Source organism: Gordonia sp. (in: high G+C Gram-positive bacteria), assembly GCF_012515855.1.
Classification (GTDB): Bacteria; Actinomycetota; Actinomycetes; order Mycobacteriales; family Mycobacteriaceae; genus Gordonia.
In genome coordinates, this window is sequence record NZ_JAAYXO010000009.1 from 1 (window position 1) to 4,081 (window position 4,081).

Annotated in this window: 3 protein-coding genes; 2 read left to right on the forward strand and 1 reads right to left on the reverse strand. The window is 68.1% G+C overall.

Features of this window, described 5'->3' with window-relative positions; all coding sequences use genetic code 11:
- The first annotated feature begins 407 nt into the window (after positions 1-407).
- Complete coding sequence (locus GX543_RS00400) at positions 408-1,886, forward strand: amidase (protein WP_290849048.1); 1,479 nt, start codon at positions 408-410, stop codon at positions 1,884-1,886.
- Between the two features lie 59 nt (positions 1,887-1,945).
- A complete protein-coding gene (locus GX543_RS00405; protein ID WP_366929043.1) occupies positions 1,946-2,599 on the forward strand; it encodes a GntR family transcriptional regulator in 654 nt (217 codons plus the stop codon).
- 5 nt (positions 2,600-2,604) lie between these two features.
- Here the strand turns inward: GX543_RS00405 and GX543_RS00410 are convergent, their stop codons facing one another.
- Positions 2,605-4,068: an NAD-dependent succinate-semialdehyde dehydrogenase gene (locus GX543_RS00410; protein ID WP_290849050.1), complete on the reverse strand. Its 1,464-nt coding sequence runs from the start codon at positions 4,066-4,068 to the stop codon at positions 2,605-2,607.
- Positions 4,069-4,081 lie beyond the last annotated feature (13 nt).

A 4,081-nucleotide genomic window follows, 5' to 3' on the forward strand; every position in this document is an offset into this window, starting at 1 on the left:
ATGCAAAGATCCGAGCCTTCGTCAACGGCTGGAACGACCGCAAACACCCCTTCGTCTGGACCAAGACCGCCGAGGACATTCTGAAGAAAGCCCAACCGAAAACTAATTAAAGACACGCGACACTAGGGAGGGGAACATTCAATCGTTGTCGACTGAACGTATTAATCAGGTTGCCCCGAATGTCAGATCGATCACAGGCTTTGCTGTCCGTCGTGACCACTTCGTTATCGTACGAACGGACCACAAGCCGAAACTCTTGATTCGGCCAGAAGCCACAATCAAATATAGGTCGAACAGATGACATGGATATGGCTCACACCCATCCGAACTTCGAATCCTCGCCCCATTGACTCCCATCGCGCCCGGCGTACGATTGTCGACAATCAACAGGGGACGGAGGGCGTGACATGCCAGCAACGCCGACGAGTACGTGCGACCTCACCGCACTCGACCTGTCCGCGGCGTTCCGCGCCGGAACCCTGTCCCCTGTCGAGGTGGTGGACGACGTCCTGAACGCTGTCGATCGTCTCGACGGCGAACTGAACGCCTTCTGCGTCATCGACCCGGACGGTGCGCATGCCTCAGCGAAGGCCGCCGAACGCCGTTACCGAGACCGCGCCGCCCTGGGACCGCTCGACGGCGTCCCGACGTCGATCAAGGACATCTTTCTGACGGCGGGGCTGCCCACGTATCGCGGGTCGACACTGCTGGCCGACCGTGACGACCACACCGTCCCGACCGTGGACGCGCCCGCCGTGGCCGCCACCGTCGCTGCCGGATGCGTGGTGTTCGGCAAGACCACCACCCCGGAGTTCGCCTGGAAGGGGGTCACCGATTCGCCGCTGGTCGGCATCACGCGCAATCCCTACGACACCCGGCTCACCCCCGGCGGATCCAGCGGCGGATCGGCCTCCGCGGTGGCGGCGGGCCTCGGCCCGCTGTCCGTCGGCACCGACGGCGGCGGCTCCGTCCGCATTCCGGCGGCGTTCACCGGAACCGTCGCCCTCAAGCCGACCTACGGCGTGGTCCCGATGTTCCCGTCGAGCCCGTTCGGCACTCTCGCGCACGCCGGCCCGATGACCCGGACGGTCCCCGATGCGGCGGCGTTCATGGACGCCCTCATCCGTCCCGACTCGCGCGACTGGTCGGCCATGCCGCCGTCGGCCACCACTCCCGAGGCCGGCGGTTACCTGACCGCTGCGCTCGACGGTACGGTCGGCGACCGTCCACTGACGGGTCTGCGGGTCGCGTACAGCCCCGACCTCGGGTTCGGCACCAACCAGCCGGACGTGGAACGCGCGGTCGACGCCGCCGCGGGCGCCCTCGAGCAGCTCGGGGCCACCGTCGACGTGGTGGACCTGCACCTGGCCGATCCCGTCGACTCTTTTCACGTCCTGTGGTTCGCCGGAGCCGCCGCCGTCCTGAAACCCTTCGGCGACGACGCCGCCGAGCGTGTGGATCCGAATCTCGGCGACGCCCTGCGCCGCTACCGCGACTTCTCCGCGCAGGACTATCTGGACGCGGTGGCCGAGCGGATGGCGCTGGGAGTGCGGCTGGGCGCCCTGCACCACGACTACGACATTCTCGTGACGCCGACGGTGCCGATCCCGGCGTTCGAGGCGGGGTCCGACGTCCCACCCGGCTGGCACAGCCCCGACTGGACCTCGTGGACGCCGTACACCTACCTTTTCAACATGACTCAGCAACCCGCGCTGTCGGTGCCGTGCGGCGTCACCGACGACGGACTGCCGGTGGGCGTCCAACTGGTCGGCGCCCGGTTCAGCGATCGCCTGGTGATCCGCACCGGTGCCGCGCTGCACGCCGCGGTCGCCGAGCGCACCCCGAGGCCGCTGATCCACGCCTGCGCGCAGGTCCGACGATCGTGACCGACCAGCCTTCCGCTGCCCATCCCCCCACTGTCCATCCCCCCACTGCGCTGGACCCGGTGGTTCAGGAGTCGACCCCGTCGATCATCGCGCGCTCGCTGCGGCGCGCGATCGCATCCGGCGACTTCCCTCCGGGCGCGCAGCTCGGCGAGGCCGCACTCGCCAAGCAGCTCGGGGTCAGTCGCGGCCCGCTGCGGGAGGCCATGCAGCGGCTCACCCAGGAGGGACTCCTGGTCTCGCACCGCAACCGCGGCCTCTTTGTTCCCGAGTTGACGCCGGACGCCGTCGCCGACATGTACGTGCTGCGAACCACCATCGAACGCGCGGCGATCGAACGGGTGCTGGCCGCGGGTGACCGCCTGGCCTGCGCCGACCGGCTCGATGCCGCGGTAGCGCGTATGGCCGCGCTGAGCGAGCAGGCGGATTCCACCGACATGGTGGCCGCCGACCTCGACTTCCACCGTGCACTGGTGGAGGCCGCGGGCAGCGAGCGACTGTCGCGGATTCACGAGACGGTTGTCGTGGAGACGAGCATGTGTCTGCGCGCGATGTCGTCGACCTACGGTCCGGCCGAAGACCGAGTCACCGAGCACCGCGAGCTCGCCGACGCGATTCGCGCAGGCGAACTCGTCCCCGCGATCACCGCGCTGCAGGCACACATGAGCGACGGTCTGCAGCGGTTGACCGCCACCGCGGCCACCTCACCGGAATAGAACGGTCACCGCACCGGAATAGAGATGTACTTGGTCTCCAGGTACTCGTCGATGCCGGTGAGTCCACCTTCGCGTCCCAGACCCGACTGCTTGACGCCGCCGAACGGGGCGGCCGGATTCGAGACGAGGCCGGTGTTGAAACCGACCATCCCGGCCTCGAGTTGCTCGGCGATGGTGAATCCGCGGTCGACGGACTCGGTCATCACGTACGAGACCAGGCCGAACTCGGTGGCGTTGGCCAACGCGACGGCCTCCTCATCGGTGTCGAACGGCACCAGCGCCGCCACCGGACCGAAGATCTCGGTGCTCATCACGTCGGCGTCCGGCGACACCGAGGTCAGCACGGTCGGCGCGTAGAAGTTACCGGGGCCGTCGATCCGACTGCCGCCGGTGAGCACCTGGGCGCCGCGTTCCACGGCATCGCCGACCAGCTTCTCCACCTTGGTGACAGCCTTGGGCTCCACCAGCGGGCCGACATCCGTGCCGTCGACGGTGCCGTCACCCACCGTCAGCGACGACATCCGCGTGGACAAGCGCTGTGCGAAGTCGCTGATCACCGTTCGATGCACCAGGATCCGGTTGGCCGCGGTGCAGGCCTCGCCCATGTTGCGCATCTTGGCCGCCATCACGGCGTCGAGCGCGATGTCCAGGTCGGCGTCCTCGCAGACGATGAACGGCGCGTTGCCGCCGAGCTCCATCGACGTCCGCAGCACGCCGCGCGCACACTGTTCCAGCAGTGTCTTGCCGACACCGGTGGAACCGGTGAACGAGAGCTTGCGCGCCTTGCCCGAGTCGATCCACGGTTCCACCACGCTGCCGGCCGACGACGTGCAGACCACGGACAGGATACCCGCGGGCAGCCCGGCCTCGGCCAGCAGGTCGGTGACGTACAGCGAGGTCAGCGGGGTCAGGGACGCCGGCTTGTAGACCATGGTGCAGCCCGCGGCGACCGCCGGTCCGATCTTGCGCGAGATCATGGCGAGCGGAAAGTTCCACGGGGTGATCAGGATGCACGGCCCCACCGGCTCCTGCGTGACGATGAACCGCGACTTCCCGTCGGGGCTGCGGCGCGCGTCGCCGCGGATTCGGACCGCCTCTTCGGCGAACCAGCGGAAGAACTCCGCACCGTAGAGGACCTCGCCGCGCGCCTCGGCCAGCGGCTTGCCCATCTCGGTAGTCATCAGCAGCGCCACCTCGTCGACGCGCTCCACCAGCAGTTCGTAGGCGCGACGGAGGATCTCCGACCGATCGCGCGCCGGTACCGCAGCCCAGTCCTTCTGATGATTCGCCGCGGTGTCGATGGCCAGCGTCGCGTCGTCGGGACCGCCGTCGGCGAGCGTCGCGATCACCTCGCCGGTCGCGGGATTGTGAACGTCGAAGGTCTTGCCGGACGACGCCTGGCGCCACTGCCCGTCGATGTGGATACCGGTACCGAGGCCGGCGATGATGTCGGTGACGGAGCGAGTCAAGACGTACCTCCTG

What these genes read in the sequence shown, in the direction of transcription:
- GX543_RS00400 (WP_290849048.1), top strand. Translation starts at nt 408, where the DNA reads ATGCCAGCAACGCCGACGAGTACGTGCGACCTCACCGCACTCGACCTG.